Genomic DNA, 25,204 nt, shown 5'->3' on the forward strand with positions numbered 1-25,204 from the left:
CTTCTGCCGGGCGAAGATCCGCGCGCCCGTGCCGCGGCGAAGCCATGGCGCGGACGTCAGGCTGGCGAAGGAACGGGAGCGGACGAACTCAGGCGAACGCGTCGAGCAGGCCGACCTTGCCCAGGATCACCGACACGCCGCCGTGGCTGTCGGCGACCTCGTCCAGTGCACCGGCGCCGCCACTGCCGGCCGGCCCGCGGCGGTCGCCGCGATCGCGCTGGCCGACTTCGGTGTGGCCGAGCGAGAGGCCGTGCCGCGCCAGCATCTGGTCCAGCTGCGGCAGGCTCTGCTGTACCGCCGGGATCGCCGCCGCGTGCTGCGCGCTGAACACCACGTCGACGCGCCCGTGCGTCACGCTGACGCTGACGTCGAGCGAACCCAGTTCCTCCGGATGCAGGCGGATTCGCGCCTGCTTGATGTTCTGCCCGCTCAGCCAGGCCACCTGCTGGCCCAGATCCTGGCCGAACGACGGACTTGCCGGCGGTGTGGGCAGTTGCAGCTGGTGCGCCGCGAGCGGCGCGGCGGTCGCGGGCGGCGCTGCCAGCACGGCGGCGGCCGCGGGCGCCTTCGATGCCTCCTTGTCGAGGAGGTTGGCGGCCGGTGGTGCCGCCTGCGCCGCGGCCAGCATGCTGGCCGCCTGCGGCACGACGTTGACGGGCGCGGCCGCCGGGCCGGCTGCCGCGGCGAGCTGGAGCATGGCGGCGGCCCCGGCGTTGACGGCCACGCCCTTGCCGGTCTGCGCCAGCGCGCCCCTGGCGCCGCCGGCGACGGGCGCCAGCACGCCGGCCACCGACGAGCCGAGCAGGGCGAACATGGCATCCACCACGGCGGTCGCCGGCTCGTCGTCCGGCTCGCGCCGTGGCGCCGGGGCGTCCGCTGCCGGCACGTCGGCCGGCTCCGCTGGCGCGGCCGCGGATACCGGTGCAGCCGGCATGACGCCCGGCTTCGCCGCCGGCGCGGGATCCGTTGGCGGATCGAGTGGCGCGCGTGCTGCCGGCGTCGGCCGGTGCTCGTCCTTCGACCCGCTCGACGCGTCGTTCGCACCGCTGGCGTCGTGCTGCTGGCGCGCGGCGTGCAGCTGGCTGTCGAAGCCGGCCGCCGCCGTGTCGTCGCGCGGCTCGGCCACGGCGCCGGGCCGCGCGGCGGACGGCACAGCAGCGTTGGATGCAGCAGGGACGGAAGCGGTCATGGGGTAGACAGTCCTTCGGCGAGGAATCCGCGCGGCTGGCGGCGGCACGGCCCGGCGACCCGGGCGGACAACGGCGGGGCGGGCGTGGCGCTCATCGCAGCCGCCGGTACTGCATGCGTTCGTCGAGCTCGGCCTGCTCGTGACGGTCGGCGGCGCGACGCTCTTCCTCGCGGTGCTGCGCGACCACGCTGCTCAGCGCGCTCTCGCGGGCATGTGCGCGCCGCCAGTGCTCGCGCAGCTGGGTGAGCTGGCGGTGCTGCCGGGCCAGCTCGGCCTGCTGCTGCACGATCGCCTGATCGATCCGTTCCACGAATTGCTGCCGGTTGAGCAGCGCCGTCACGCTCTGCGCCCCATCGGCGGCCGCCGCGTACTCCAGCCGGTAGCGCTGCAGTTCGCCGAGCTGGTGCTCGGCCCGGGCCAGCACCTGCTGCTGGGTCGCCAGCTGGGCCAGCGCATCCTCGCTGCGCTGCCGGGCCTGCTCCACTGCGGGCTCCAGTTGTTCGGCGCGCGAACTCATGCGGCCACCTGCTGGGCGAGGGCGTCGAGTTTCCCGACCGCCGCCTCGAGCGTCATCGGTTCGTCGACTTCCTGCTGCAGGAAGGCGCGCAGCTGCGGCCACAGCTCGATCGCCTGGTCGACCTGCGGGTCGGAGCCTTTCTGGTAGGCGCCCACCGCGATCAGGTCGCGCTGCTGGCGGTAGGCGGAATAGACCTGGCGGAAGCACTGCGCCGCACGCAGGTGTTCGCGCGCCACCACCGCCGGCATCACGCGGCTGATCGACGCCTCGATGTCGATCGCCGGGTAGTGGCCGGCTTCGGCCAGGTCGCGCGACAGCACGATATGGCCGTCCAGAATCGCGCGCGCGGCGTCGGCGATCGGGTCGTGGCGGTAGTCGTCGCCCTCGGTCAGCACGGTGTAGAACGCGGTGATCGAACCGCGGCCGTCGGCGTCGTTGCCGGCGCGCTCGACCAGCGCCGGCATCATGGCGAACACCGACGGCGGGTAACCCTTGGTCGCCGGCGGCTCGCCGATCGCCAGCGCGATCTCGCGCTGCGCCTGGGCGTAGCGGGTCAGCGAATCCATCAGCAGCAGCACGCGCTGGCCGCGGTCGCGGAACCATTCGGCGATGGCGGTGGCGTACTGGGCGCCGCGCAGGCGCTTGAGCGGCGGCGCGTCGGCCGGCGCGGCGACGATCACCGCGCGCCGCCGCCCTTCTTCGCCCAGCGTGTGCTCGACGAATTCCTTCACCTCGCGGCCGCGTTCGCCGATCAGCCCGACCACCACCACGTCGGCGTTGGTGTAGCGGGTCATCATGCCGAGCAGGGTCGATTTGCCCACGCCGGAACCGGCGAACAGGCCCAGCCGTTGGCCGCGGCCGACGGTGAGCAGCGCGTTGATCGCGCGCACGCCGACGTCCAGCGGCGCGTCGATTGGCTTGCGCGCCATCGGGTTGATCGGCTCGCGCTTGAGCGCGGCGTGTTCGTCCGCTTCCAGCGCGCCGAGTCCGTCCAGCGGCACGCCGTCGGCGCCAATCACCCGGCCGAGCAGGCCCATGCCGACCGGCAGGCCGCCGCTGCGCGCATACGGGCGCACCCGCGCGTTCGGCAGCACGCCGTGCATGTCGCCCACCGGCATCAGCAGCAGGCGTTCATCGGCGAAGCCGACCACCTCGGTCTCCAGCGTGGCGCCGTCGGCGGTGTCGACCAGGCAACGCGCGCCGAGCGCGGCCTCGCAGCCCTCCGCCTCCAGGGTCAAGCCGACCACCCGGCGCAGGCTGCCTTCCACCACCAGCGTGCGCGTCGCCTGCGCGCGCGCGCCCTGCCGCGCGAACTGGCGTTGCCAGTTAGCCTGCCGCGCGGCAATGAGCGCCTCGGTGTTCATTGCGCGACACCAACCGCTGCAGGAGCCCGCTGGCGGGCGATGCTCCTGCATATCCCGAGTCCCGGCCTTGAAAGCATCGCCCGCCAGCGGGCTCCTACGGGGGCGGTCGGGTGGATCATTCGGCGAGTCCCATGCTGTCGCCGAGCACGGCGTCGATCATCGCGGCCAGGCGGGTTTCCACCCGCGCGTCCAGCCGCGAACGTTCGCTTTCCAGGCGGCAGTCGCCGCGCGCGAGCGTCGCATCGGCCAGCAGCTGCCAATGCGTTTCGGCCACACCCGATTCGCGCAGCAAGGTCAGATCGGCCGGGTGCAGGTGCACGCGCAACTCGCGCGTGGCCGCCGGCAAGGCGTCAGCCGCGTGGCGCACCGCCTGGACGACCAGCGCCGGCGACAGCTGCAGTTCGTGCGCGATCACCCGCTGCGCAACGATCATGGCCAGCTGCGCCAGCTCTTGCCCGGCCTGCTCGTCGAAGGCCTGCAGCGGGCGCGCCGCCGCGTCGTACAGCGCGTCGAGCTCGGCCATGCGCTGACTCAGCAGTTGCTGCGCGGCGGCCGCGCCTTCGGCGTGGCCCGCCGCAAAACCTTCCTCGCGCGCCTGCTGCTCGAGCGCCGCCAGCTCGCGCACGGTCGGCTGCGGCGTCGCGTTGGCCGCCGGCGACGCCGCCGAGCGGGTGCCCACGTTCGGCAGCTCCCAGCGCTGGAACTCCGCCGCCACGTTGTGGATGGTGGCGGCCATCAGACGAACTCATCCCCGCTGGAGGCCAGGCTGAGCTGCCCGGCGTCGGAAAGCTTGCGCGCGATGCCCAGCACCTCCTTCTGCGCCGCGTCGACTTCGCTCAGGCGCACCGGTCCCTTCACCTCGAGGTCGTCGCGCATCATGTCGGCGGCGCGCTTGGACATGTTGGCGAAGATCTTCTCGCGCACCGCCGGCTCGGCGCCCTTGAGCGCCGTGATCAAGGTGCCCGACGGCACTTCGCGCAGCAGGATCTGCATGCCGCGATCATCCAGTTCGGCCAGATCCTCGAACACGAACATCAGGTCCTCGATGCGACCGCCCAGGGCCTCGTCCTGGCTGCGGATGGCGGTCATCAACTCGGTCTCGCGACTGGTTTCCATCGCGTTGAGGATGTCGGCGGCGGCCTTCAGCCCGCCGACGCTGGCGGACTTGAGTTTCTTGGTATTGCCGGAGAACTGCCGCTCCATGATCTCGTCCAGTTCGTTCAGCGCGTGCGGCTGCACGCCGTCGAGCGTGGCGATGCGCATCACCGCGTCGGAGCGCACGCGCGGCGGCAGGTAGCCGATCACCTCGGCGGCCTGGTCGGGCTCCAGGTGCGCCAGCACCAGCGCGATGATCTGCGGGTGTTCCTGGTTGATCATCTCGGCGATCGCGCGGCTCTCCATCCATTTCAGCGATTCCAGCCCCTTGCTGGAGCGGCCAAGCAGGATGCGGTCGATCAACCCGCCGGCCTTGGTCTCGCCCAGCGCGTTGGTGAGGATCTTGCGGATGTATTCCTCGGTGCCGACGCCCAGCGAGGTCTGCTGGCCCATGTCCTGGTTGAGCCGGGCCAGTGCGAGCTCGACATGCTCGCGCGAGACGCTGGTGAGCCCGGCCATCGCCGTGCCGACCGCCTGCACGTCGCGGGCACTGAGGTGCTTGAGCACCTCGGCGGCGTCCTGCTCACCGAGCGTCAGCAGCAGGATTGCCGCGCGCTGCGCGCCGTTGATGGGCGCATCGGAACGATTAGTTGCCATCTTCGCTCACCCAGTTCCTCACCACTTGCGCCACCTGTTTGGAGTTTTCGCCGACCATCCGCCGGGCCTGGCCGACGCGCTGCTCGTACGAAAGCGTGGGCATGGCGCCGCCGAGCCGGGCCGGTTCGTTGGCCGCCAGCTCGTCATCCACGCGCACCGAGATCTGCGGCATCGGCGAAGGCAGCGCGCGCGCCGCCGGCTCGCCGCGCAGCAGGCCCTTCAGCAGCGGACGCAGCAGGCCGAACGCCACCAGCAGCGCGATCAGCACGCCGGCGCCCTGCTTGAGCAGGTCGAGCACGCCGGGCCGGCCCCACAGCGGGGTTTCCGGCAGCGCCTCAGGCGCCGCGCCACGCTGGAACGCCTGGTTGACCACGCTGACGCTGTCGCCGCGGGCGGCGTCGAAGCCGACCGCGTTCTTGGTCAGCTCGGTCAGGTGCTGCAGTTCCTGCGCGCTGAACGGCACGCTCTTGGGCGCTGCCGTCGCATCGTCGGCGCTGGCGTCCGGGTTGGCCGGAACCGCCAGCTTGTCGTCCACCACCACCGCCACGGTCAGCCGGGCCAGCCGCCCCGCCGGGTCGCTGACGTGGCTGATGGTGCGGTCCAGTTCGTAGTTGCGGGTGGCGCTGCTGGAACTCTCGCCCGGGTTGGTGGTCGCCGCCGTGGCCGTCGCCGCGGCGGCCTTGCCGGCATCGGGCTTGGCCGCGGTGGGCTGCGCCACGGTGACCGGCGGCTGGTTGCTGAGCGCGCCGGGCACGCCGCCGCCGGCGGCATCCGCGCCACGTTGCTCGCTGCTGGTCTGCTCGCTGCGCAGCGCCGGGTGGTCGTGGCCGAACGTCTCGGTCGCTTTCTCGGTGCGGCTGAAATCCAGGTCGGCATGCACCTGCGCGTGCACTCGGCCGGGGCCGACCAGCGGCATCAGCAATTCCTCGATGCGCTGGGCGTAGGTGTTCTCGATCCGCGTGGCGATGCGCAGGCGGTTGTCGCCCACCGCACCCGGGCTTTCCGGATCGGTGGTCAGCAATTGGCCCTGCTGGTCGATCACGGAAACCTGGCGCGCTTCCAGGTTCGGCACGCTGGCCGCCACCAGGTGCACGATCGCCGCCACCTGGCCGGCGTCCAGCTGGCGGCCCGGGTACAGCGTGACCAGCACCGAGGCGCTGGCTTCGCGACTGTCGCGGATGAAGGCGGAGGGTTTCGGCAGCGCCAGGTGCACGCGCGCGGCGCGCACCGACTGCAGCCCGCCGATGGTGGCGCCCAGGTCCGCTTCCAGCAGTTGCTGGTAGCGTGTGCGTTCGGCCAGGTCGCTCATGCCGAACGGCGAGTCGGCGGCCGGCAGCGCACTGCTGCTGGCGCTGCCCTGGGGCAGGCCCTTGGCCGCCAGCTTCAGGCGCAACGCGGCCAGGTCGGCGGCCGGCGCCATGATCGACGAGCCGTCGCTGCTCAACTGGTAGGGCGTGTTGCCCGCCTGCAGTTCCTGCGTGATCGCCGAGGCGTCCTTCTGTTCCAGGCCGGCGTACAGCAGCCCGTAGTTCGGGCCGCGCGACCACAGCACCACGGCCACGCCCAGCGCCACCGCCGCGGCCACCGCCACCAGCAGCACCAGCTGCCGCGTCGCCGGGTTGCGGGCGAGCTGCTTGAAGGGGTCCAGGCGCGTACCGTTGTTGGCGGTCGTCGCGATGGCGTTGTCGGCCATGCTGCTGCTCTTTGGCTAGGGGACGGAACCGGCTCGGCGCATGCGCGTCAGACCGGCATGTTCATGATTTCCTTGTAGGCATCGACCAGCTTGTTGCGCACCTCGACCACCGTGCGCAGGGACAGGTCGGCCTTCTGCACCGCGATCATCGTGCGGCCGAGGTCGGCGCCGGGGTCGCCGCGCTCGAAACTCGCCGCCAAGTGGCCGGCTTCCAGCTGGTTGCGGCCCACGGCGGACAACGACTGCTTGAGCACGTCGGAGAAATCCGCCTGCCCGACGGCGGCTGCCGGCTTCACCGCCGCTTCCGGCGCACGCACCTGCGCGGTCATCTGGCGCATCTGGGACAGCAGGTTGTTGACGTCGATGGTGCTCATCGCGATGCGTCCTCATGACGGATTCCCGACGCGTGACGGGGTTTCGAGTGAGTGGTTGCACGAGGCGTGCCAGTTTTTCCGGGCATAGGGAATGGGGAGCAGGGAATCGCAAATGCAAAGGCTGACGCGCTTCCCGACTCCTCATTCCCCATTCCCGGCCCTCACGCCGCCAGGCTGTTCTGCAAGCCGTACTTGCGCAGCTTTTCCACCAGCGTGGTGCGTTGCATGTGCAGCAGGCGCGCGGCATGCGCCACCACGCCGCCGGTGACGTCGAGCGCCTGGCGGATCAGCCCCACCTCGATGTCGGCCAGGTGGTCCTTCAGGTCCAGGCCCTGCTCCGGCAGCGTGCGCAGCGCCTCGGCTACCGGATGCACGCCGGTTTCGCACGGCGGCAGCTCGTCGTCCATCAGCGCCAGCAATGCCGCGCCGTGCACTTCGTCGACGGCCTGCTGGCCGCGGTACTTCTTCGGCAGATCGCTGCCGCGCACCTCGCCGTGCGGGAACAGGATCGCCATGCGCTCGACCAGGTTGGAAAGCTCGCGCACGTTGCCCGGCCAGGCATGCGCGCGCAGCGCCTGCATCGCGCCGGCGCTGAAGCGCACCACGCCGAGCCCGCGGCGGGCGAGACGCTGGTTGAACTCGCCGATCAGCACCGGCAGGTCGTCCAGCCGCTCGCGCAGCGACGGCAGTTCGAGCGGGAACACGCTGAGCCGGTAGAACAGGTCCTCGCGGAAGCGGTCGCTGGCGATCGACTCTTCCAGGTTGCGGTGGGTGGCGGCGATGATGCGCACGTCGCAGCGCAGGGTCTTGCTGCCGCCGACCCTCTCGTAGGCACGCTCCTGCAGCACGCGCAGCAGCTTCACCTGCATCGGCAGGCTCATGTCGCCGACCTCGTCGAGGAACAGGGTGCCGCCTTCGGCCATTTCGAAGCGCCCCTTGCGCGCGCTGATCGCACCGGTGAAGGAGCCCTTCTCGTGGCCGAACAATTCGCTCTCCAGCAGCTCCGCCGGAATCGCCCCGCAGTTGATCGCCACGAACGGCTTGTCGCGACGCGGCGAATGCTCGTGGATCGCCCGTGCCACCATTTCCTTGCCGGTGCCCGACTCGCCCAGCACCAGCACGGTGGAATCGAACGGCGCGACCTGGCGGATCAAGCCGTTGACGCGGATCATCGGTGCCGAGTTGCCGACGAAGCGCAGCGCGCCGGACTGGCCGCCGAGCAGGCGCGCATAGATGTTGCGCATGGCCTCGGCCATCTTCTCGTAGCGCAGCGGAAACTCCAGCGTGGCCATCCGCGCGGCAAACGGCGACGACGCCGTGCTGAAGCGCTCGACCCAAGGCGAATCGCCGGCCAGCAGCACCGGCACGTGCGACGCGGCGGCGCCCAGCAGGGCGAACTGGCGCTCCGCCTCGGCGGCGTCGGCAACGCTGCCGATGTACACGGCGCGCCATGCGTGGGTGGATTCGTCCACCTCGCCGCAGGCGGCGCCGTGTTGCGGCCGGTAGCCCAGGAAGTGAAGTGCCGAGAGCACGAAATCCACACGCGCCTCATCGGATTCGATGACCAGGAAGTCGAATTTCTGCATCGCTCTCTCCTTATCCACACTGCTCGTTTTGGCGGCCCCATGCTTCCAGCGGGAGCGCTTTTTCATCGGTGCCGGGTTTCCGTTGCCGGCCTGATGAACCATGAGCAATTAGGAGGCCAATGTTTCCGGCCATCGCGACGACAAAATGTCACCTGTCGGAAAAACTGCCACCGCCGCGTCGACAAACATGCGTAACCGTGTTCCCTAACTGCATGAAACATGGACGGTTTGCACGACGTTCGCGGCATGGCATGGCGCACATGCCAAATGTGACCGGCGTCGAGAGAAGCGCCCGCGGAGTTTCGCAATTGCGAACTGCATCACATCCGATGCATCGACCGGATCCCGCCTCACGCCACCGGCTGGCGCGCCCCTGCCACTTTGCGTCGGTGATGGCGGAAAACCAGACGCTCAATTGCGTCACTCAGTGCCTCGCCCAATGGCGCAAAAATCACGAACACTCGACCATCGTCGAATTGACGCTGCACCTGCGCGGCGAGTTCGAGCGGCAGGCTGCGGCACAGGTCGAAACGGATGCGCAGCAGCAGCCCGCCGCCGGCCGGCGCCAGGCCGGCGGGCAACAGCGCGCCGATCGCATTGAAGCGCAGCAGCTGCCGCGGCGGCAGCACGCTGTCGGGCACCAGCAGGCTGTTGACGATTTCCACCAGTACGTTGAGCTTGGCGTCCATCCGCAGGATTTCCTGCATCAGCGGGCTGTCGTCCTCGCCGCTGTCGGCGCGGCGCTCCTCCAGCGCGGCGATCGCCGCCAGCACGTTCGCGTTGCGTTCGGCCAGCTGCTGCAGCAACGCCGGCGAGGGCGGCCAGGCCAGCGGCTCGCCGTCGGCATGCAGGCTCTCCTCGCAGCTGACCCGTTGCTCGAAATCGTCCCAGCCGGCCACTGCCGCGCCGCCCGATGCCGTAATGCCGGAGGTCGTCTTGCCCGGGGACGTGCTGTCTGAGGTCATGGCGTGGCTCCGCGACGCGGTGAGGCCGAAACCGCCACGCCGGCGGCTTTCGGAGGGGGAAGCAAGGCGCTGGTGAAAAAAACCGCTTCCTGCGGCCGTTTCCCTCGCCAGTCCGGCACACGTCCGGACTGGCCCATGCGCCCGTTGCACAGACCCTCGGCCGCCGCCGGCGATCACGGCCGGGCGTAGGCGGCGATCGCGCGGGCGCGGTCGGTTTCCTGCTGCCATTGTTCGGCCGCCGAGTCCCGCGCGCGGCCGACGATGGCCTGCAGCTGGCGATCGTACGCCAGAATCTCGTCCAGCCGGGCCAGGCTGTCCGGGTCGGACGCGTGCCGGCGCAGCAGCAACGGTTCACGCTCGGCCTCCAGCTCGATCAGCCGCGGCCACTCCTGCGCCTGCGCAGCGGCCAGCATCGCGCGGGTCAGCCCGAGCGCGAGTTCGAGGACGTCCACGCTCACGCGCCTGCCACCCGCTGGCTGGCGGCCGGAGCGATCTGCACCCAGCTGTCGCGGATCGGCTGCAGCAGGTTGCTGACCTCGTCGATCAGGCTGGCGTCGTCGCGCAGGTTGGCCTGCAGCAGGCGGCGGCTCATGTAGTCGTAGAGCGAATCCAGCCGGCCGACCAGCACCGGGTCCGCCTTGGGATCGAGGCTGCCGCGCAGGCCGCCGATGATCTCGATGCAACGCGAGATCGCCTCGCCCTTCGCCGCGACCTCGCCGCGCAGCATGTGCGCGCGGGCCTTCACCAGGCGCTCCAGCGCGCCATCCATCAGCAGCGTGATCAGCCCGTGCGGATCGGCCGACTCCACCCCGCCGTGCGAGCGGACTTGCTGATAGGCGCCTGCGCCGTAGCCGAATCCCATGACCGTGTCCTCTTACTTCTTGCTGCTGTTGGTAAGCGCGTCGAACTGCTGCTGCAGGTAGGTGCTGGTGCTGTTGAGCTTGGACATCAACGTGTCGAGCGCGGTGAATTGCGCCTGGTAGAGCGCGGTGAGGCTGTCCATGCGGCTGTTCAGCGCGGTCTGCTGGTTGGCCAGGTCGCTCAGCTGCTGGCCGATGCTGCTGGTGCGGCTGGCCAGCACGCCCTGGCTGCCGACCCAGCTGGTCAGCGGAGCATTGAGCTTCGCCGCGAAACCGTTGGTGCCACCGAACAGGGCGCCCACCTGCTTGCCGCCGTCGCCGAGCGCGGTCGCCAGCTTGCCGCTGTCCAACTTCAGCGTGCCGTCCACCTGCAGCGAGATGCCGATCGAGGACAGCGAGGCGCCGTTGGCGGTGCCGCCGACGATGCTCGACAAGGTGTTGTTGATGCCGTTGAGCGTGGCGTCGCCGAGCAGTGCGCCGGCGGTGCCGCTGGTGGCGTCGTACCTGGTCAGGTTCTGGTAGATCCCGACGAAGCTGTTGTAGGTGTTGACCAGGTTGGTGAGTGCGCCGGTGGCCTTGCTGCTGTCGCTGGTCACGCTCAGCGTGCTGCTGCCGGCCTTGACCAGGCTCAGGGTGAGGCCGTCGATCGCGCTGCTGACGGTATTGCCGGCGCTGCTGGCGGCCAGGCCGTCGATGCTGTACTTCGCGTCGGCCGCCGCGGTGACCACGTTCAGCCCGTTGCCGGTGGAGGCCGCCGGATCGTATTTCAGCGCCGCCAGCTTGCCGTCGCCGCCGCTGCTGCTTACCGAGAAACCGTTCGCCGCGCCGGTGCGGGTGCCGCTCAGCACCAGGTGCGCGCCGTCGGTGCCGGTGACGATGGTGGCGCTCACGCCGGGATTGCTGCTGGCGCCGTTGATCGCGTCGCGGATCGCCGCCAGCGAGTTGTTGGTGCTGTCGAGGGTGAGGCTCATCGACTGGCTGCCCACCGCGATGGTCAGCGTGCCGGTGCCGACCGCAGCGGTGCTGCTGGCGAATGCGCCGGACGACGCCTTCAGCGCGCTGGCCAGCTGCGTCACGACGATGTTGTAGCTGCCGTTGACGGGAGTGCCGGTGGCGCTGGCGCCAAGTACGGTGGTGTCGCTGCTGCCTACCGTGCGCGCGGTGAAGGCGCTGCCGTCGGTGAGCGGAGCCATCGCCGACTGCAAGGCGGAAAGCGCAGCGCTGACCTGACCCAGCGCCGAGAGCTGGGTGTTCGCCGCGTTGGCCTGGCTGGTGATCTGGTTCTGCTGCGGTGCTTTCTTCGCGGCGACCAGCTGGCTGACCAGGCTGGCCACGTCGAGCCCGGAACCCACACCCATGGAGGTCAGCAAACCCGAAGTGGGTGTGGTGGAGCCTACGGTGATCGCCATGGGTGTGGGTTCCTGAAATGAAGGGAACGGCCGCGAACTGCTCGCGGCCGTTCCGGGTTACCTCGTTACTGCAGCAGCTTGAGCACGCTCTGGGTGGAGGCGTTGGCCTGTGCCAGCACCGAGACGCCGGCCTGTTGCAGGATGTTTGCGCTGGACATGTTCGCGGTTTCCGCGGCGAAGTCGGCATCCTGGATCTGGCTGCGCGACGAGCTGAGGTTCTGCGAGATGGTCTGCAGATTGGCGATGGTGGACTGGAAGCGGTTCTGCACCGCGCCGAGGTCGCTGCGCATCGAACTGACCGTGCTCAGCGCGGCGTCGATGCGGCTGATGGTGTCGTTGGCGCCGGCCACCGTCTTCACATCGCTGCCGGACAGGCTGCCGCCGGTGGCGATCGCGGTGGCGCCCGCGCCGGTGAAGCCCAGGTTGCCTGCGCCCGCGCCGGACTTGGTGCCGTTCACGGTCAACGCCGACTGCGAGTTCAGGTGCACCATGTGGCTGGTGCTGTCGTAGTAGGCCGAGACGCCGGCGACGCCCTTGGCGTTGATCGCATCGACCAGGTTTTGCGCGCTGTTGTAGGTGCCGTTCATGTCGACGGCGGCGCCGCCACTTGCCGACTGGATCGTCAGGTCGCCGGTGGCCAGCGTGAGGATGCCGGTGGAGGCCGGCGTCTGCGCGGCGACGCTGGTGGTGCTGAAATAGGTCGCCTGCTTGGTGCCGGCAATCGCCACCGCCGCCGCAGTGGTGTTGCTGATGGTGATCTTGTTGCTGGTGCCGTCGAAGGTCGCGGTGACGCCGGCGCCGCCCGCGGTCTGGATCGCGGCGGCGAACTGGGCGCCGGTGTAGGTGCCGGCGGCCACGGCGGTGCCGCCGATGGACAGGTCGCCCGCGGCGATGGTGGTCGAGGCGCCGACCGCCAAGCTGACCGCCGTGCCCGGCGCCGCCGCACTGGCGGTGAACATCGCGCCCAGGTCGACGCTTTGCGTGTTCGCCATCTGGCCGACCTGTTTGGCGCCCGCGCCCTGGCTCAGGTTGACCGAGATCGTCTCGCCGACGTTGGCGCCGATCTGGAACGCGGCGCTGCCGAAGCTGCCGTCGAGCACGTGGCGGCCGTTGAACGTGGTCTGCTGCGAGATGCGGGTGATTTCCGACAGGCGCTGCTGCACTTCGGCATCCAGCGCGGCGCGGTCGCTGTCGGAGTTGGTGGCGTTGGCCGACTGCACCGCCAGCGTGCGGATGCGCTGCATGTTGTTGGTCACCTCGTTCAGCGCCGACTCGGTGGTCTGCGCCAGCGAGATGCCGTCGTTGGCATTGCTGACCGCCTGGTTCAGGCCGTTGATCTGGGTGGTGAAGCGGGTCGAGATGGCGAGGCCCGCGGCATCGTCCTTCGCGCTGTTGATGCGCATGCCGGAGGACAGGCGTTCGATCGCGGTGGCGAGTTTGCTCTGCGACTTGGCCAGGTTCTGCTGGGCATTCAGCGAGCTGATGTTGGTGTTGACGCTCATGACCATGGGAGTATCTCCAGAAGGGGTCGTAGGTGCCGGTGGCCGGCGGTGGTAGCCAGCGGGGATTCCGATGGGAACACCGCCGCCTCAGACACTGTTTCGACCCCCACCATGGAAACTTGAGCCTTGTCAACGCAAATAGTCGAACAATTTTGAACCCTGGATTTTGGTGAACGTCTGCTGTGACGCCTGCAACGCCGTGGTCTGCGCACCGAGCTGGCTGATCGCGTCGTAGTAGTTCAGGTCCTGCACGTCCGACAGCGCGCTCTTGTACTGCAGCGTGAGGTCGTCGTTGAGTCCGCGTTGCTGGTCGAGCGCATTCATGCGCGCGCCGACCATGCCGCGCGTGCGGCTGATAGTGTCGATCGCCTGGTCGAGATTGGCGAATTGCGTGTTGATGTCGTTCTGCATCGGCGCGCCGCCGCCGTCGGGGGTGCGCAGCGTCGTGATGATCTTGTCCAGCGTGGTGAACACGTCCTGCTTCGCGGAGGCGCCCAGCGCGAACGCGTCGCCGGCGTTGGGCGTGCCGCTGAAGGCGACCTGCGCGCCGCGGAAGCTGATGTTGCCGCCGCGGGTCGCGTCGTAGTTGCCGCTGTCCAGCACGGTGCCGGCGCCGTCGCGCACTTCATACGCGTCGGCGGCGGTGAACACGATGTGGTAGCTGCCGCCGTCCCACGCCGAAGGGTTCGCGTTGGGGTTGCTGACGCTGCTGGCGCCGGCCACCGCGCTGCCGGTGTTGGCCGGGTTGGCGCTGACCGCAAACCTGCCGTTGCCGGTAGCAATGTCGGCGAACACCGTGCTGCCGGGATCGCCCGTAGCCACCTGCAGGCCGGAGCCGGCGGCGACCATGCGCTGGCCGTCGTCGCCGACGTAACTCACGCCGTTCTGCGAGACGAACGGCATCGTGCCGGTGCGGTTGCCGGCGAACAGGTAGTCGCCCTGGCCGTCCTTGCTGTTGGCCTGGCCGAGCAGTTGCTGGCGCAGCTGCACCATCTCGGCGGCGATGTCGCCGCGGGTCTGATCGGTCTGCGAACCGTTGGCGGCCTGCAGCAGCAGCGTGCGCACGCGGCCCAGCACGTTGCTGACGTTGGACAGGGTCTGGTCTTCCAGCCCCAGCCGCGCGTTGGCGCTGGTGATGTTGCGCTGGTACTGCGCGGCGTCGGCGGTGAGATGGGTCAGATCCAGTGCGCGCGCTGCACCTACCGGATCGTCGGACGGCTGGTTGATGCGCTTGCCGGTGCTCAACTGGATGTTGAGATCGGACAGGTCGCTCTGCCGGTCCATCATGCTGCCGACGGACTGCTGCTGCATCCAGCTGGTGGAAACGCGCATGGCTTACCCCTTCACGGCGCTGAGCAGCGCGCCGAAGATGTTGTTGGCGGTGCTGATGACCTGCGCGGAAGCCTGGTAGGCCTGCTGGTAGCGCAGCAGGTTGGCGGCTTCCTCGTCCAGGTTCACGCCGGACACGCTCTGCTGCGAACTCATCGCCTGGTGGTACACCGCGGTCTGCGTGGTCAGGTCGTCCTTGGCCAGCGCGCCGGCGCTGCCGACCTGGCCGACCAGCTGGCTGTAGGCACGGCCCGCGCTGGTGACGCCGCCGTCGAGCACGCCGAGATTGGCCACCTTGCCCAGCATCAGCGCGTTGCTGTTGTCGCCCTGCGCGTTGCTGTTGGCCTGCACGCCGAAGCTGTCGCCGGCCTGCGGTGCGCCGCCGAGCTGCAGGCTCCAGCCGTTGTGGACGATCGGCTGACCGGGGGTGAAGACCTGCGCCGGGCCGCCGTCGATGCTGTAGCTGGTGGTCGAGGCGAACACCACGGAGCTGCTGTTGAACAGGTTGGGGTTGCTGCCGTCGCTGACGCTGACTGCCGCTGCTGCGGTGCCGGTGTTGCCGGCCGCGGCAGTGGCCTTGAGCGGCGCGGCGGCGGCGACCTTGTCGGGGTCGTCGATTGCCAGCGAGAAACTCGCAGCGGCGTTGCGGCTGGGCTGCACGCGGAAGCTGTCGCCGGCGTTCGCGCTGCCGCCCACCACCAGGCTCAGCCCGGCAGCGACGAACGGATCGGCGCTGGTGCCGCTGCCGCTCAACGCGACGCTGTTGCCGCTGGTGTCGCGCATGCGCCAGCTGCTGCCGTCGTAGCTCAGCACGTAATCCTTGCCGGTCAGCGCGCCAATGTCGCCGATGGCGGCGCCCAGCGTGCCGCTGCCGCTGTTGCTGGCGGCCGCCTGCACGGTCGGGCCGGCCACGTCGAAGAAGGTGCCGCCGAGCTCGCCGCGCAGGTCCATGCCCTGCGCGTGCTGTGCGTTGAACGCACTGGCCAGCGCCTGCGCGGCACGGCCCAGCTGGTTCTGCGCGGGATCGAGCACGTTGCCGCGAAAATCCAGCAGGGCGCCCAAGGTGCCGCCGCCGATGCGCCCGCTCAGCACGGCGCCGGACGCCGCGCCCACCACTTCCAGCCGGGTGGCGTCGTACATGTTGGGCGCGGTGCCCAGCGCGTGCGCCTCGGTGCCGGTGACCAGCGCCTGGCCGTTGCCCACGAACACGCTGAGGGTGTTGTCGTTCTGCGGCACCACGCTGATGCCGACCTGGCCGGCCAGCTTCTTCACCAGCGCATCGCGCTGGTCGAGCAGGTCGGCCGGCGGCGTGCCGTCGGTGGCCTGCGAGGAACGGATCAGCCCGTTCAACCTGGCGATCGACTGGCTGTCGCTGTTGATCGCATCGACCGCCTCGCCGATCTGCTGCTGTACCTGGCCGGAAAGCTGATTGAACTGGCCGGACAGCGCGCGGAAGGTGCTGGCCAGCCCGCCCGCGCGGGCCAGCAGCACCTGGCGCGAGGCCGCGTCCGACGGCGCGTTGGCCATGTCCTGCACGGCGCCGAAGAAACTGTCCAGCGAGGTCTGTAGGTTGCTGTTGCCGGACAGCTGGTCATTGAGCTGGCCGGTGAGGCTGTCCATGCTGCTGGCACGGCCCTGCGCCGAGGTGGCCGACCACAGCGAGCTGTTCAGGAACTGGCTGTAGGCGCGCTGCACCGCCACGGTATTAACGCCGGTGCCGACGTAGTAGTTGGCCTGCCCCTCGGGTAGCCGCGCGGCGTACGACACCAGCTGGCGACTGTAGCCGTCGGTGTTCGCATTGGCCACGTTGTGGCTTACCGTGCTGAGCCCGATCTGCGCGGCAAGCAGTCCGGACACGCCGGTCGAAAGCATGTCAGCCATGGATCATCCTCGACACCTGGGGCGCCGCCGGAACGGCACGGCACGTGATCACGGTAACGGCCGGGCCCGCGTTCACTTGAGTTCACCCGACGACCGCAGCGCCGCCAGCGCCTCGCGCATCTGCGGGCTGTTGGCGATCGCGGTGATCTTGGCCGCGTACGCCGGGTCGGTCGCGTAGCCGCCGCGCACCAGTGCCCGCGCAAAGCCGGCGATGTTCTCGCCCTGACCCAGCGCCTGCGCATAACGCGGGCTGTCGGTCAGCAGGCGGGCATAATCGGAGAACGATTCCGATGGCGAGTCGTAGGCACGGAACTGGTCGCGACGGCGCACCGCCACGCCGCCCTCGTACTCCAGCGTGGGCACGCTGACCTTGTCGCCATCCCAGCTGCCGCCGGCCTTGATGCCGAACAGGTTGAAGCTGCTGCTACCGTCACGGTGGCTGGGCAGGTGCTTGCCCCAGCCGGTTTCCAGCGCCGCCTGCGCCAGCAGCGCGCGCACCGACACGCCCAACTGCTTCGCCGCCTGCTCGGCGTGCGGCGCCAGCGCGCGGACGAAACCCACCGGGTCGCCGCCCGGCAGCAGCTGCGCCGCGCTGCCGGCCGCCTCGAGCGCGCCCTGCGCCATGCGGTCCAGTGCCTGGCGCCATGCCGAGCCGGCGTCGGCGGTCGAGGGCATGGCCATGATGCCGGTACTGCCGGCCGCCTCGTCGGCCCCGTCAGCCGCGCCACCACCGGCGCCCAGTTGCAGCAGCGCGCGCACGTTGGCGTTGGCCACATCGGCAGTGGGCAGCGGCAACCGCCCATGGGCATCGACGGCGGCCGTCGGCGGCTTGCCGCCCAGCTGGCGCACCAGCATCTTCGCGATGCCGAGGCCGTTGTTGCCGTTGGCCAAGCTCAGTGAGAGCTGCTGGTCGAACAGTTGGCGATAGGAGTCGACCTGCTCACTGCCGGCGAAGTCGCTGCCCATGCTGGTGTTGGCGTCGCGCATCGACTTCAGCATCATCTGGGTGAAGATCGCCTCGAACTGCTTCGCCACTGCCGGCAACGCACCCTTGCCGCCATCGCTGCGCGCTTGCGCGCGCAGTTGCTGGAAGCCGGACAGTTCGGTCCAGGTGTCGAGCGCGGGCGCGGGGCTGTTGGTCGGCGTCATGGTTCCGTCGCTCGGTCAGATCACCACGAGGTCTGCATGAAGCGCGCCAGCCTGCTTCAGCGCCTGCAGGATCGAGATCAGGTCGCTCGGCGTGGCGCCGACCTGGTTCACCGCGCGCACGATGGTGTCCAGGCTCACGCCGGGGCCGAACTTGAACATGTGCGCGCCCTCTTCGCTGACCTGCACGCTGCTGCTGGGCACCACCGCGGTCTGCCCGCGGCCGAACGGCGCCGGCTGGCTGACCTGGGGCTGCTCGCTGATGGTGACCTGGATTGCGCCGTGCGCCACCGCGGCGGCGCTGACCCGCACGTCGGAACCGATCACCACGGTGCCGGTGCGCGAGTTCACCACGATGCGCGCCGGGGCATCGCCCGGCTGCACGTCGAGGTTCTCGATCGCGCCCAGCCATGCCACTTTCTGCGCCGGATCCTGCGGCCCGCGCACGGATACCGAGCCGCCGTCGAGCGGCTGCGCGGTGCCGGCGCCGTAGGCCCGGTTGACCGCCGTGGCGATCCGCGTGGCGGTGGTGAAGTCGGCGGTGTTGAGGTTCAGCATCAGGTCGCCGCCGCCGGCGAACGACGAGGGCACGATGCGCTCCACCGAGGCGCCGTTGGGGATGCGCCCGCTGGCGGAGATGTTCACCTGCACGCTGGAGCCGCTCTTGCCCTGCGCGCTGATGCCGCCGACTACCACGCTGCCCTGCGCCACCGCGTAGACGTTGCCGTCGGCGCCGCGCAACGGCGCCATCAGCAACTGGCCGCCGCGGATGCTCTTGGCGTTGCCGATCGAGGCGACGGTGACGTCGATGGTCTGGCCCGGCTTGGCGAACGGCGGCAGATCCGCCGTCACCATCACCGCCGCGGCGTTCTTCAGCTGCGGCCGCGCGTTGGCCGGCACCGTGATGCCGAACTGCTGCAGCATGTTCTCCAGGCTCTGCGTGGTGAACGGCGCCTGCGTGGTCTGGTCGCCCGAGCCGTCCAGGCCCACCACCAGGCCGTAACCGATCAACTGGTTGCTGCGCACGCCCGCCACCTGCACCAGGTCGCGGATCTTGTCGGCATGGGCCGGGGCGATGGCGCCGAGCAGCAACACCAGTAATGCGGCGATAGCGCCCCTCCCCCTGCCTGCAGGGGGAGGCTGGGAGGGGGTAAAGCTTTTGATCTTCCGGCGAAGAGCACCCCACCCCAGCCATCCCCTGCAAGCAGGGGAGGGAGCAGAAATGCGCGGTGTGGTGTTCATCAGAACGGCATCCACTTGGAATTGAAGAAGCGCGACAGCCAGCCGCGCGTGTTCGCGTCGGCCAGGGTGCCGCGGCCGGTGTAGCTGATGCGCGCGTCGGCGACGCGGGTGGACGGCACCACGTTGTCCTGGCCGATGTCCTGCGGGCGCACGATGCCGGAGATGCGCACCAGCTCCTGGCCCTGGTTGATGGTCAGCCACTTCTCGCCGCGCACCAGCAGGTTGCCGTTGGCCAGGCGCTGCGCCACGGTGACGGTGATCTGCCCGGTGAGCTGGTTGCTCTGCGTGCTGGAACCGGCGCCGTCGAAGCTGCGCTTGCCGTCCAGCCCGATGTTTGCCACCTTGCCGCCGATCGACAGGTTCTGGCCAAGCACGGTGGGCGAGGCGATGTTGGCCTTGTCGGTCTTGCTGGTGCTGGTGGTGGCCTTCTTGCTGGCCTGGGTGCTTTCCACCAGCGCCACAGTGAGGATGTCGCCGACGCGGTGCGCGCGCGGGTCGGCGAACAGCTCCATGTTCTGCTGGTCGTGGTAGATCGAGCCGTCGGCCTGCGCCGGCGCGATCTGCGCCGCGGGCGGCGGCGTCGGCGCCCACTCGGCATCGTCGTGCGCGCGCGGGCCGCTGGCGCAACCGGCCAGCAGGGCCAGCGCGCACAACGCAAAGGGATGGCGACGAACGGACATCACGGCGCGCCTCAGGTCTTGTTGGTGAGGAACTGCAGCATCGAGTCGGCGGCGGACACCGCCTTGGAGTTCATCTCGTAGGTGCGCTGGGTCTCGATCATGTTGACCATCTGCTCCACCACGTTGACGTTGGAGCTTTCCAGCGCGCCCTGCGCCAGCGTGCCCAGGCCGTTCAGGCCAGGCTGGCCGATCTGCGGCGAGCCGCTGGAGGCGGTTTCCAGGTAGAGGTTGTCGCCGTTCGGCTGCAGGCCGGCGGGGTTGATGAAGTCGGCCAGCTGCACGGTGCCGATCTGCTGCGTCGCGGCCTGCCCCGGCACGCTCACGCTGATGGTGCCGTCGCTGCCGATGGTGATGCTCTGCGCGTTGGCCGGTACGCTGATGGCCGGGTCGATCGCGTAGCCGTTGGCGGTGACGATCTGCCCGTTCTGGTCCATGTGCAGCGAGCCGTCGCGGGTATAGGCGATCGAGCCGTCGGGCATCGTCACCTGCAGGAAGCCGCGGCCTTGCACGGCCACGTCCAGCGAGTTGCCGGTCTGCTCGATGTTGCCCTGGGTGAACAGCTTCTCGCTGCCGGCCACGCGCACGCCGGTGCCCAGCATCAGGCCGGACGGCGCCTGGGTCTGCTCGGTGGTCTGGCCGCCGGGCTGGCGCAGGTTCTGGTAGACCAGGTCCTGGAACGAGGCGCGCGCGCTCTTGTAGCCGGTGGTGTTGGCGTTGGCGAGGTTGTTCGAGATCACGTCCATGCGCGTCTGCTGCGCATCGAGGCCGGTCTTGGCTACCCACAGGGATGAGAACATGTCGATGGACTCCGTCTGGACGTCTGGATGTCTTTATGAAATTCGTGTGATCAGGTCATCTGCAGCAATCGCGAGGCTGACTGCGCGTTCTCGTCGGCGCTGTGGATGGCGCGGATCTGCAGCTCGTACTGGCGCGAGAGCTGGATCATCTGCACCAGCGTCTGCGCCGGGTTGACGTTGCTGGATTCGAGCACGCCGGACTTCAGCGTCACCGCGGGGTCGGCATCCGCCGTGGCGCCGCCGGCCAGGTGCATCAACCCGTCGCTGCCCAGCGCGAGCTGGTCGGCGGCCGGGTTGACCAGCTTGATGCGGCCGACCGCGGCGATCGTCTCCGGACCCTGCCCCATCGGCACCACCGACACCGTGCCGTCGGCGCCGATGTTCACGTGCGCGCTCTGCGGCACGCTGATCGGGCCGCCGTCGCCGAGCACCAGGTTGCCGCGGGCGTCGGTGAGCAGGCCGTCGGGGGTCAGCCGCAGCTCGCCGGCACGGGTATAGCCTTCGCTGCCGTCGGCGCCCTGCACCGCGATCCAGCCGGCGCCCTGCACCGCCACGTCCAGCTCGCGGCCGGTCTCGATCTGGCCGCCCTCGCGCAGGTCCACGCCCAGCCCCTGCGCCACGCCGTTGATCCGCGTGGGCAGGCCCGGACCCTGCACCGCCAGCGGCTGGAACGCCGACAGCTGCGCCTTGAAGCCGACCGTGTCGGCGTTGGCCAGGTTGTGCGCCACCTCCGACTGCCCGCGCATCATCTGCGTGGCGCCGGTCATGGCTACATAGAGCGAACGATCCATGGAAAACCTCGAATGGTTTTAACTCGTCATTCCGGTGCAGGCGGAATCCAGCGTGTTGCCTTGACGTTGTGTCCCGGCTTCCGCCGGGACGGCTCTTTCACTGGATCCCGGCCTGCGCCGGGATGACCTCACGCATTCGCGTGAGGTCAATTGCGGATGTTGATGATGGTCTGGGTCAGCTGGTTGTCGGTGGAGATCACCTGCGCGTTGGCCTGGTAGTTGCGCTGCGCCTTGATCATGTTGACCAGCTGCGCGGTGAGGTCGGCGGTGTTGGAGGCCTCCAGCGCACCGGCCTGCACGCTGCCGAAGGTGCCGTTGCCGGCCGCGCCCATCACCGGCGTACCGGAATCGTAGGAAGCGGCCCAGTTGGTGTTGTCCAGCTGGCGCAGGCCCTGTTCGTTGGAGAACTGCGCCAGCGCGAGCTGGCCGAGCGCGGTGGTCTGCCCGTTGGAATACTTGGCCTGCACCACGCCCTCGCGCGACACGTCGATGCTGGACAGGATGCCGGTCGGATAGCCGTCCGGATTGATCGCGCTGGCCGCGTAGGCGTTGCCGAACTGGGTGGCCTTGCTCATGTCCAGGCTGAGCTGCATCGGGTCGGCGCCGGGGCTGACCGACACCGCCGGGAAACTCAGCTTGCCGTTGGCTGGCGCGACCAGTGCGCCGCTGCTGTTGAAGGTCAGCTGCTGCGACGCGCCGGTCGACGTGCCGTCGATATACAGGCTCGCGTTCCACACGTTGGCAGCGGCACCCTTGACGAAATAGACCACGCCGTTGTGGGTGGCGCCGAGCGAATCGTAGGCCGTGAACGGCGTGGCCTGGTTGTAGCTGGACGGGTCGTTGAGCGGGTCGAAGGCGGTGGCCGGCGGCGTGGCGTCCGACGGCAGGTTCAGTGACATCTGCACGGTACCGGTGGCCTTGGCCGCGTTCTGCGCGGTGAGCAACTGCAGGTCGGTCAGCGTGCTGTTGTCGAAACCGCCGTTGGCGACCGGCGGGAACACCTGCAGGCGCTGGCCGTTGGCATTCATCACGTAGCCGTTCTGGTCCTTCTGGAACGCGCCGGCGCGGGTGTAGGAAAAGCCCTTGCCGTCGCGCACGGTGAAGAAGCCGTCGCCGCTGATGGCGAAATCCAGGCTGTTGTTGGTGGTCTCGACGCTGCCGGCGGTGAATTGCTGCGCCACGTTGGTCAGCCGCACGCCGCTGCCGGTCTGGCTGGAGCTGAGGTTGGGGCCGGCGGCGTTGAACAGCTCGGCGAACTGCGTACGCGAGCCCTTGAAGCCGGTGGTGGCGGTGTTGGCGATGTTGTTGGCGGTAACCTCCAGATCCTTCGAGGCTGCGTTGAGACCGCTCAAGGCAATGTTGAAAGCCATCGGATAATTCCTCTGTGTTGAAGCCCCGCGGGGCCGTCAGTTGATCTGCGCGACCTGGCTCAGCAGGGCACCGCCAAAACCGTCCACATCCAGGTAGGTACCGTCGCTGCCGGTCATGCCCACGCCGGTGACCTTGCCGCTGACGTAGGTGGCCACGGCGGTATCGCCGGCCTGCGCCGCCAGGCCGTAGGTGCCAGCCGGCAGCGCCTGGCCGCCGTCGCCGGTGCCGTCCCAGTGGAAACGCGCCAGCCCAGCCGGCGGCGTGCCAAGGCTGATCGTGCGCAGCACGTTGCCGTGCGTGTCGCTGATCTTCACCAGCACCTGGCCGCCGCCGTCGGGCACGTTCACCGCGCCGTCCAGGCCGCCGTCGCGCAGCGTGCCGGCCGCGGACGGCACCACCACGCTGCGCCCCACCATGCCGCTGGCCTGCAGGATCTGGTTGCCCTGCAGCGCGGCACTCAGGCCGTCGAACGAGCTCTGCAGCGCCTGCGTCGCCGAGACCTGGCTGATCTGCGCCAGCTGGCTGACCATCTGCGACGAATCCATCGGCTTGGTCGGATCCTGGTTGCGCATCTGCTGCGTCAGCAGGCTGAGGAAATCGGCCTGGCTCAAGGTCTTGTCCTTGCCCACGCTGGCCGCTTGGCCGGCGCTGGCACCCACGTTGGAAACATTCATGCCGCTCATGCCGTCTGCCTCATGGTTCGCCGCCTCACTTGCCCAGGTCCAGCGTCTTCTGCATCAGCTGGCGGGTGGAATTCATCACCTCGACGTTGTTCTGGTACGAGCGCGAGGCGGAGATCATGTTGACCAGCTCGTCCACCGGGTTGACGTTGCTGCTGTAGACGTAGCCGTCGGCGTCGGCCAGCGGGTTGCCGGGTTCGTAGCGGCTGGGGATCGCCGCCTGGCTCTCGGTGACGCCGAGCACCTGCACGCCTTCGCCCGGCGCATCGCTGCCGTCCAGCCGGCTCTTCACCGCGGCGAACAGCGGTTCGCGTGCGCGATAGGCCGCTTCCGGCGTGGTCGCCACGCTGTCGGCGTTGGCGAGGTTGCTGGCTACCGTGTTCAGGCGCAGCGACTGTGCCGCCATGCCGGAACCGGCGACGTTGAAGATCGAGAAGAGCGACATCAGACCTGGCCTCCGGTGATGGCGGTGCGCAGCATGCGGATCTGTGCGGTGATGAAGGACAGGCTGGCCTGGTAGTGCACGCCGTTGGCGGCAAAGGCGGCCTGTTCGGCCTGCGCATCGACGGTATTGCCGTCCATGCTCGGCTGGGTCGGCACGCGGTAGGCGAGCGCGCCGTCCGCCGCCGGCCCGGCCGTGCCGATCTGGCCGGCGGCCGTGGTCTGCAGCGGCAAACTGCCGGCGCCGCCGCTGGCGTCCGCCAGCACCTTGCGGAAGTCGACATCGCGGGCGAGATAGCCCGGCGTATCGGCATTGGCCAGGTTGTTGGCGAGCACTTCGGTACGGCGCTGCCACAGGTCCAGTGCCTGGGTATGTATGCCGAACAGGTTGTCAGTGGTCAGGGACATCGCTTCGCTCCGCGTGCAGTTGCCGCACGGAGCTGGAGGCAATTTGCATGCCACCACGGGGAGAAGCGTTGCTGCAGCTGGGCTGGCGCGGCAACACCGGCAACGCCACGAAAGCGGCATCGGCGAAAAGACGGATTGTTGACGCTGCCCCTGCCGGGCCGCGGCGGACGTCAGCCCGCCGGCGGTTCCGCCGGCTCCGGCAACAGCTCCAGCACCGCCTGCGCCAGCAGGTCCGGCTGGAACTTGGCGACGAAACCGTCGGCCTTGACCTCTTTCACCATCGCCTCGTTGAAGATGCCGCTGAGCGAACTGTGCAGCACCACCTTGAGCTGGCGCAGGCCCGGCGCCTCGCGGATCGCGCGGGTCAGCGCGTAGCCGTCCAGCCGTGGCATCTCGATGTCCGACACCACCAGCCTGACCCCGTTGGCGGGGTCGCCCACGGCGAGTTCCTGCAGGCGCTCGAGCGCCTCGCGGCCATCCGTCGCCACCACGCACTCGATGTTCATCTGCTTGAACAGGCCGACCAGCCGGCGGCGGGCGATCAGCGAATCGTCCACCACCATCACCCGCCGCGGCGACAGCGCGCGGGTGTCGGCGGCGCGCTGCATCTGCACGGACAGCTCGGCCGGCGCGGCGTCGATGCTGGCCAGCACATGCTCCACGTCGACCACCGCCATCAGCGCGCCGTCGATGCGGGTTACCGCGTTGACCCGCGCGCCGAAGCCCAGGTTGCTCGGCGGCGCCACCAGCGTTTCGCCCGCGCACTGCACCATGCGCTGCAGGTCCGCCACCAGGAAGCCCTGCACCGAGCGGCTGAACTCGGTCACCATCAGGTGCGCCGATGCCACCTCGCGCAGCGGCGCGTAGCCCAGCGCGGCGGCCAGGTCGATCACCGGAATGGTCTGCCCGCGGTAGTCGCAGCTGCCGGCCAGCAAGGCGTGCACGCCCGGCATGCGCTCCAGCGGCGGGCGGCGCAACACCTCGCGCACCTTGAACACGTTGATGCCGAACAGTTGCTCGTCGCCCAGCCGGAACAGCAGCATCGCCACGCGGTTGTGCCCGGCCAGTCGGGTGTGCTGCTCCACTTTTTCCAGCAACGTGCCGCCCATGCGGTCTCCTCGGGTGGGTTGCCGCCGTGGCGGCCGTACGCGGTGGCTATCGGCCGTGGCCCGCCGAGCTTGAGCGGCGCCGGCGAAGGGGCCGCCATGCCCTGGGCTGGCATGCGAC

General features: G+C 69.5%; 25 protein-coding genes. All 25 read right to left on the reverse strand.

Annotated features, from left to right (window positions below):
- Positions 1-88: 88 nt before the first annotated feature.
- Positions 89-1,189: a flagellar hook-length control protein FliK gene (locus tag R2APBS1_RS14545; RefSeq protein ID WP_015448500.1), complete on the reverse strand. Its 1,101-nt coding sequence runs from the start codon at positions 1,187-1,189 to the stop codon at positions 89-91.
- Between the two features lie 91 nt (positions 1,190-1,280).
- Complete coding sequence (gene fliJ, locus R2APBS1_RS14550; RefSeq protein ID WP_015448501.1) at positions 1,281-1,706, reverse strand: flagellar export protein FliJ; 426 nt, start codon at positions 1,704-1,706, stop codon at positions 1,281-1,283.
- Positions 1,703-3,070 carry a flagellar protein export ATPase FliI gene (gene fliI, locus R2APBS1_RS14555; protein WP_015448502.1) on the reverse strand — a complete coding sequence of 456 codons (1,368 nt, stop codon included), beginning with the start codon at positions 3,068-3,070 and terminating at the stop codon, positions 1,703-1,705. The genes fliJ and fliI overlap by 4 nt, the downstream gene beginning before the upstream one ends.
- A 115-nt stretch (positions 3,071-3,185) precedes the next feature.
- Positions 3,186-3,806, reverse strand: a complete 621-nt coding sequence (locus R2APBS1_RS14560) for a FliH/SctL family protein (RefSeq protein WP_007511350.1) — start codon at positions 3,804-3,806, stop codon at positions 3,186-3,188.
- Positions 3,806-4,795: a flagellar motor switch protein FliG gene (fliG, locus tag R2APBS1_RS14565; protein ID WP_196802026.1), complete on the reverse strand. Its 990-nt coding sequence runs from the start codon at positions 4,793-4,795 to the stop codon at positions 3,806-3,808. Before fliG ends, R2APBS1_RS14560 begins: the two co-directional genes overlap by 1 nt.
- Before the next feature lie 16 nt (positions 4,796-4,811).
- Positions 4,812-6,515 (reverse strand): flagellar basal-body MS-ring/collar protein FliF, encoded by a 1,704-nt coding sequence (fliF, locus tag R2APBS1_RS14570; protein ID WP_007511355.1) that lies wholly within the window; start codon positions 6,513-6,515, stop codon positions 4,812-4,814.
- A 47-nt stretch (positions 6,516-6,562) separates the two neighbouring features.
- Positions 6,563-6,889 (reverse strand): flagellar hook-basal body complex protein FliE, encoded by a 327-nt coding sequence (fliE, locus tag R2APBS1_RS14575; RefSeq protein ID WP_015448504.1) that lies wholly within the window; start codon positions 6,887-6,889, stop codon positions 6,563-6,565.
- Positions 6,890-7,050: 161 nt separating this feature from the next.
- Complete coding sequence (locus tag R2APBS1_RS14580; RefSeq protein WP_015448505.1) at positions 7,051-8,475, reverse strand: sigma-54 dependent transcriptional regulator; 1,425 nt, start codon at positions 8,473-8,475, stop codon at positions 7,051-7,053.
- 350 nt (positions 8,476-8,825) lie between these two features.
- Entirely contained in the window at positions 8,826-9,440 is a 615-nt protein-coding gene (locus tag R2APBS1_RS14585; protein WP_015448506.1) for a PilZ domain-containing protein, read from the reverse strand.
- Between the two features lie 173 nt (positions 9,441-9,613).
- On the reverse strand, positions 9,614-9,898 hold the full coding sequence (gene fliT, locus R2APBS1_RS14590) for a flagellar protein FliT (RefSeq protein WP_236126959.1): 285 nt from the start codon (positions 9,896-9,898) through the stop codon (positions 9,614-9,616).
- Positions 9,895-10,302, reverse strand: a complete 408-nt coding sequence (gene fliS / locus R2APBS1_RS14595; protein WP_007511364.1) for a flagellar export chaperone FliS — start codon at positions 10,300-10,302, stop codon at positions 9,895-9,897. Before fliS ends, fliT begins: the two co-directional genes overlap by 4 nt.
- A 12-nt stretch (positions 10,303-10,314) precedes the next feature.
- Complete coding sequence (gene fliD, locus R2APBS1_RS14600; RefSeq protein ID WP_015448507.1) at positions 10,315-11,709, reverse strand: flagellar filament capping protein FliD; 1,395 nt, start codon at positions 11,707-11,709, stop codon at positions 10,315-10,317.
- A 65-nt stretch (positions 11,710-11,774) separates the two neighbouring features.
- Positions 11,775-13,217, reverse strand: a complete 1,443-nt coding sequence (locus R2APBS1_RS14605) for a flagellin N-terminal helical domain-containing protein (RefSeq protein WP_015448508.1) — start codon at positions 13,215-13,217, stop codon at positions 11,775-11,777.
- Between the two features lie 123 nt (positions 13,218-13,340).
- On the reverse strand, positions 13,341-14,543 hold the full coding sequence (flgL, locus tag R2APBS1_RS14610) for a flagellar hook-associated protein FlgL (protein WP_015448509.1): 1,203 nt from the start codon (positions 14,541-14,543) through the stop codon (positions 13,341-13,343).
- Positions 14,544-14,546: 3 nt separating this feature from the next.
- Positions 14,547-16,421 (reverse strand): flagellar hook-associated protein FlgK, encoded by a 1,875-nt coding sequence (gene flgK, locus R2APBS1_RS14615; RefSeq protein ID WP_015448510.1) that lies wholly within the window; start codon positions 16,419-16,421, stop codon positions 14,547-14,549.
- A 72-nt stretch (positions 16,422-16,493) separates the two neighbouring features.
- Positions 16,494-17,570 carry a flagellar assembly peptidoglycan hydrolase FlgJ gene (gene flgJ, locus R2APBS1_RS14620; protein WP_015448511.1) on the reverse strand — a complete coding sequence of 359 codons (1,077 nt, stop codon included), beginning with the start codon at positions 17,568-17,570 and terminating at the stop codon, positions 16,494-16,496.
- Between the two features lie 15 nt (positions 17,571-17,585).
- Positions 17,586-18,659: a flagellar basal body P-ring protein FlgI gene (locus R2APBS1_RS14625; RefSeq protein WP_007511377.1), complete on the reverse strand. Its 1,074-nt coding sequence runs from the start codon at positions 18,657-18,659 to the stop codon at positions 17,586-17,588.
- 149 nt (positions 18,660-18,808) lie between these two features.
- Positions 18,809-19,489 (reverse strand): flagellar basal body L-ring protein FlgH, encoded by a 681-nt coding sequence (gene flgH / locus R2APBS1_RS14630; RefSeq protein ID WP_015448513.1) that lies wholly within the window; start codon positions 19,487-19,489, stop codon positions 18,809-18,811.
- Positions 19,490-19,500: 11 nt separating this feature from the next.
- Positions 19,501-20,286, reverse strand: coding sequence for a flagellar basal-body rod protein FlgG (gene flgG, locus R2APBS1_RS14635; RefSeq protein ID WP_015448514.1), 786 nt, complete (start codon positions 20,284-20,286; stop codon positions 19,501-19,503).
- A 50-nt stretch (positions 20,287-20,336) separates the two neighbouring features.
- Positions 20,337-21,077 (reverse strand): flagellar basal-body rod protein FlgF, encoded by a 741-nt coding sequence (gene flgF, locus R2APBS1_RS14640; RefSeq protein ID WP_015448515.1) that lies wholly within the window; start codon positions 21,075-21,077, stop codon positions 20,337-20,339.
- 146 nt (positions 21,078-21,223) lie between these two features.
- Complete coding sequence (gene flgE, locus R2APBS1_RS14645) at positions 21,224-22,447, reverse strand: flagellar hook protein FlgE (protein WP_015448516.1); 1,224 nt, start codon at positions 22,445-22,447, stop codon at positions 21,224-21,226.
- Between the two features lie 36 nt (positions 22,448-22,483).
- Complete coding sequence (locus R2APBS1_RS14650; RefSeq protein WP_231381729.1) at positions 22,484-23,122, reverse strand: flagellar hook assembly protein FlgD; 639 nt, start codon at positions 23,120-23,122, stop codon at positions 22,484-22,486.
- Positions 23,123-23,156: 34 nt separating this feature from the next.
- Entirely contained in the window at positions 23,157-23,573 is a 417-nt protein-coding gene (gene flgC / locus R2APBS1_RS14655; RefSeq protein WP_015448518.1) for a flagellar basal body rod protein FlgC, read from the reverse strand.
- Positions 23,573-23,977, reverse strand: coding sequence for a flagellar basal body rod protein FlgB (gene flgB, locus R2APBS1_RS14660; RefSeq protein ID WP_015448519.1), 405 nt, complete (start codon positions 23,975-23,977; stop codon positions 23,573-23,575). Before flgB ends, flgC begins: the two co-directional genes overlap by 1 nt.
- Before the next feature lie 170 nt (positions 23,978-24,147).
- A complete protein-coding gene (locus tag R2APBS1_RS14665) occupies positions 24,148-25,086 on the reverse strand; it encodes a chemotaxis protein (protein WP_015448520.1) in 939 nt (312 codons plus the stop codon).
- Positions 25,087-25,204: the final 118 nt, after the last annotated feature.

The sequence above is a fragment of the Rhodanobacter denitrificans genome, from assembly GCF_000230695.2.
GTDB classification, from domain to species: Bacteria; Pseudomonadota; Gammaproteobacteria; order Xanthomonadales; family Rhodanobacteraceae; genus Rhodanobacter; species Rhodanobacter denitrificans.